General features: G+C 57.2%; 4 protein-coding genes and 1 tRNA gene. All 5 read left to right on the forward strand.

Annotated elements, in window-relative coordinates; all coding sequences use genetic code 11:
* Positions 1-92: 92 nt before the first annotated feature.
* The 5 genes from PMI28_RS00075 (at position 93) to PMI28_RS00055 (ending at position 3,863) form a co-directional block, all read left to right on the forward strand.
* Positions 93-527 (forward strand): GNAT family N-acetyltransferase, encoded by a 435-nt coding sequence (locus PMI28_RS00075; RefSeq protein WP_007992981.1) that lies wholly within the window; start codon positions 93-95, stop codon positions 525-527.
* 136 nt (positions 528-663) lie between these two features.
* On the forward strand, positions 664-1,305 hold the full coding sequence (gacA, locus tag PMI28_RS00070) for a response regulator transcription factor GacA (RefSeq protein WP_008015884.1): 642 nt from the start codon (positions 664-666) through the stop codon (positions 1,303-1,305).
* Positions 1,306-1,307: 2 nt separating this feature from the next.
* Positions 1,308-3,131: an excinuclease ABC subunit UvrC gene (uvrC, locus tag PMI28_RS00065; protein WP_007992983.1), complete on the forward strand. Its 1,824-nt coding sequence runs from the start codon at positions 1,308-1,310 to the stop codon at positions 3,129-3,131.
* A gap of 32 nt (positions 3,132-3,163) precedes the next feature.
* Positions 3,164-3,724, forward strand: a complete 561-nt coding sequence (gene pgsA / locus PMI28_RS00060; protein WP_007992985.1) for a CDP-diacylglycerol--glycerol-3-phosphate 3-phosphatidyltransferase — start codon at positions 3,164-3,166, stop codon at positions 3,722-3,724.
* Positions 3,725-3,787: 63 nt separating this feature from the next.
* Positions 3,788-3,863 (forward strand) — tRNA-Gly (locus PMI28_RS00055).
* The last annotated feature ends 270 nt before the right edge of the window (positions 3,864-4,133 follow it).

Below are 4,133 nucleotides of genomic sequence, written 5' to 3' on the forward strand. Positions count from 1 at the left end.
GCGGCTGCCGCCGGTACCGGCAACCAGATGGTCGTTGCCCGGCGTAATCCCGCGGGCTGGACCGGGGAGGTGTTGGTGGTGGAGCCAGCGTGATGGAACGCCAATGGCGACCGGCAACGCCTGATGACCTGGTGTTCGCCCGCGAGCTGACCTGTAAAGGCATGCTGCGTTACTACATTCAGCATGATTTGTTGTGGCAGGACGAAGCGTTTGACGTGGCCTGGGTCGGGCGAGACAACCGAATGATTATATGGGGCGACAAAGTGGCGGGTTATGTCAGCCTGAGTCGCGATGCCAGAGCGTTGTACATCCGCGAATTGCACGTCGCCGAAACGTTTCGTGGGCAGGGCATTGGGTCCTGGGTGATCGATCAGGTACTGGCTGTCGCGCGCAAGGAGCGGCGCCCGGCGTTGCGCCTGACGGTATTCGAAAACAATCCGGCGCAAGCGTTGTACGAACGCAAGGGATTGAGGGTGGTGGGCAAAGACGAATGTTTCCTGAGAATGCAGCTGGATATCAATCGCTGACATTGCCGCGACACGCTGGCGACAAGCCTTTCAAGATGAATTGAAACTTTTAATCTGACGCTTTCTGCTAGGTCTGTCAGATGCTTTTTGCTAAGGTGTCTGACAACCGAATAAGACCATATCGCGAGGTGTCTGCTTGATTAGGGTGCTAGTGGTCGATGACCATGATCTCGTTCGTACAGGCATTACACGAATGCTGGCTGACATCGATGGCCTGCAAGTAGTCGGCCAGGCCGAGTCGGGTGAGGAATCCCTGCTCAAGGCGCGTGAGCTGAAACCCGATGTGGTGCTGATGGACGTCAAGATGCCGGGTATCGGCGGTCTTGAAGCCACTCGCAAACTGTTGCGCAGTCATCCGGACATCAAGGTCGTCGCGGTGACCGTGTGTGAAGAGGACCCGTTTCCTACACGGCTGTTGCAAGCCGGTGCGGCAGGGTACCTGACCAAGGGGGCAGGGTTGCCGGAAATGGTCCAGGCCATCCGCCTGGTGTTCGCCGGGCAACGCTACATCAGTCCGCAAATAGCCCAGCAACTGGCAATCAAGTCATTCCAGCCTACCAACGATTCTCCTTTCGATGCCTTGTCGGAGCGGGAAATCCAGATTGCGCTGATGATCGTCGGCTGCCAGAAAGTACAGATCATTTCCGACAAATTGTGCCTGTCCCCGAAAACCGTGAATACCTACCGTTACCGCATCTTCGAAAAGCTTTCGATCAGCAGTGATGTCGAGTTGACGCTGTTGGCGGTTCGTCATGGCATGGTCGACGCCAGTCTCTGAAAATGACCGAAACCTTTGATCCGAGCGCCTTTCTGTCGACCGTTAGCGGGCGCCCCGGCGTGTACCGCATGTTCGACAGCGAAGCGCGGTTGCTTTACGTCGGCAAGGCCAAAAACCTCAAGAATCGCTTGTCGAGTTACTTTCGCAAGACCGGGCTTGCCCCCAAGACCGCCGCACTGGTGGCGCGTATCGCCCAAGTCGAAACGACGATTACGGCCAACGAAACCGAAGCCTTGCTGCTTGAGCAGACGCTGATCAAGGAATGGCGGCCGCCCTACAACATCCTGCTGCGCGACGATAAATCCTACCCCTACGTCTATCTCTCCGATGGAGAGTTTCCGCGACTGAGCATTCATCGTGGTGCGAAAAAGGCCAAGGGTAAATATTTCGGTCCTTACCCTAGCGCTGGCGCGATTCGCGAAAGCCTGAGCCTGCTGCAAAAGACATTTTTCGTTCGGCAATGCGAAGACAGTTTTTACAAGAACCGTACACGTCCTTGCCTGCAATACCAGATCAAGCGCTGCAAGGCGCCTTGCGTCGGGCTGGTGGAGCCTCAGGTGTACGCCGAAGATGTGCGCCATTCGGTGATGTTTCTTGAAGGGCGCAGCAATGCCCTGACTGACGAATTGTCCGCCGGGATGGAGGAAGCGGCGATCAATCTCGAATTCGAGCGAGCGGCCGAGTTGCGGGACCAGATTGCATTACTGCGCCGGGTCCAGGATCAGCAGAGCATGGAAGGCGGGACCGGGGACGTCGATGTGATTGCCGCATTCGTCAACCCGGGCGGCGCCTGTGTTCACTTGATCAGCGTGCGGGGCGGGCGGGTGTTGGGAAGCAAGAACTTCTTCCCTCAAGTCGGTATTGAAGAAGACGTTTCTGAAGTCATGGCCGCGTTTCTCGGCCAGTACTTCATCAGCAGTCCTGAACGCGACTTGCCCAGCGAGCTGATCGTCAATGTGGTCCACGATGACTTTCCAACACTGATCGCCGCCATCGAAGAGTTGCGCGGTCGTGAACTGACCATCAGCCATCGCGTGCGTGGTACGCGAGCGCGCTGGCAGCAATTGGCAGTGACCAATGCCGAGCAGGCACTGAGTGCGCGCCTGGCGAATCGTCAGCACATTACGGCGCGCTTCGATGCGCTGGCCGAGGTGCTGAAGCTGGAAGAGCCTCCACAACGACTCGAGTGCTACGACATCAGTCACTCCAGTGGCGAGGCGACGGTGGCGTCTTGTGTGGTCTTCGGCCCCGAAGGCCCGATCAAGGCCGATTACCGCCGGTACAACATCGAGGGCGTTACGGCCGGCGATGATTACGCGGCGATGCATCAGGCGCTGACCCGACGCTTCAGTAAACTGAAGGACGGGGAGGGCAAGCTGCCGGATATCCTGCTGGTCGATGGTGGTAAAGGTCAGTTGTCCATGGCCCGCGACGTGCTCGATGAATTGGCCGTGCCCGACCTGATTCTGCTCGGTGTGGCCAAAGGCGCAACGCGCAAGGCCGGTTTCGAAACCCTGTACCTGAACGACGCAGCGCATGAGTTCACGTTGCGTGGCGATTCTCCCGCGCTGCATCTGATCCAGCAGATTCGCGACGAAGCCCACCGATTTGCCATTACCGGGCACCGTGCCCGGCGTGGAAAAACCCGCCGGACGTCTACACTGGAAGGCGTCGCTGGCGTCGGACCAACCCGTCGGCGGGACTTGTTGAAACATTTTGGTGGATTGCAGGAGCTGTCTCGTGCAAGCATCGAAGAAATTGCCAAAGCCCCCGGGATCAGTAAAAAGCTCGCAGAGTTGATTTATGCAAATCTGCACAGCGAGTAGAATGCCCCCTCACCTCGTAGCCAGTTGTGCCGATGAATATCCCTAATCTGATTACCGTTCTACGCGTTCTGCTCATACCGATCTTCATTTTACTGTTCTACCTGCCTTACCAATGGAGCTACCTGGCATCCGCCTCGGTCTTCGCATTCGCTGCCGCCACCGACTGGCTGGACGGGTACCTGGCCCGCCGCCTGGAACAAAGCACACCGTTCGGGGCTTTTCTCGATCCGGTTGCCGACAAGCTGATGGTTGCGGTTGCATTGGTACTGTTGGTACAGGAACACGGAAACCTGTGGCTCACGCTGCCAGCTGCCGTGATCATCGGTCGCGAGATTGTCGTTTCGGCACTGCGCGAATGGATGGCCGAACTGGGCGCTCGTGCACACGTTGCCGTGTCGAACCTGGGCAAATGGAAAACCGCCGCGCAGATGCTGGCGCTGGTGATCCTGCTGGCCAATCCCAAGGATTTCAGTTTCTGGGTCTTGCTGGGTTATACGTTATTGATGGTGTCGGCTGGCCTGACTTTGTGGTCGATGGTCCAGTACTTGCGGGCTGCCTGGCCACATCTGAAGACCGATGTTGAAAAGAAATAAAACTTTTTTGAATCAAGGGGTTGACGGGGCTTCTGGATTCTATAGAATGCGCCACACCAAGACGCGGGAATAGCTCAGTTGGTAGAGCACGACCTTGCCAAGGTCGGGGTCGCGAGTTCGAGTCTCGTTTCCCGCTCCAAAATACAGAAAAAAAGCCACTCAGATGAGTGGCTTTTTTTTTGCCCTGTTGTTTTCGGTTTCAGGCTCTGTACGAAATCCTTTGAAGCGGCTGCCGCTGCACCTGAACACCGGGATTCGGTAGAGTTCGTGCCCATCGAAGGCAGGAGGCCGCGATGGCAAAACGGTATGATTGCAGAGCGGCCAGTCAGTTAAGCGGTAATGCGATCTGTGGCAGCTGCCGAGCCCGCGAGGCGGCGTTCGGCTGCGAAGCATTCGTGAGTCCAGCTGA

Origin of the sequence: Pseudomonas sp. GM48 (genome assembly GCF_000282335.1) — a bacterium.
In the GTDB taxonomy this organism is placed as follows: domain Bacteria; phylum Pseudomonadota; class Gammaproteobacteria; order Pseudomonadales; family Pseudomonadaceae; genus Aquipseudomonas.

What these genes read in the sequence shown, in the direction of transcription:
- uvrC (WP_007992983.1), top strand. Translation starts at nt 1,308, where the DNA reads ATGACCGAAACCTTTGATCCGAGCGCCTTTCTGTCGACCGTTAGCGGG.
- pgsA (WP_007992985.1), top strand. Translation starts at nt 3,164, where the DNA reads ATGAATATCCCTAATCTGATTACCGTTCTACGCGTTCTGCTCATACCG.
- PMI28_RS00075 (WP_007992981.1), top strand. Translation starts at nt 93, where the DNA reads ATGGAACGCCAATGGCGACCGGCAACGCCTGATGACCTGGTGTTCGCC.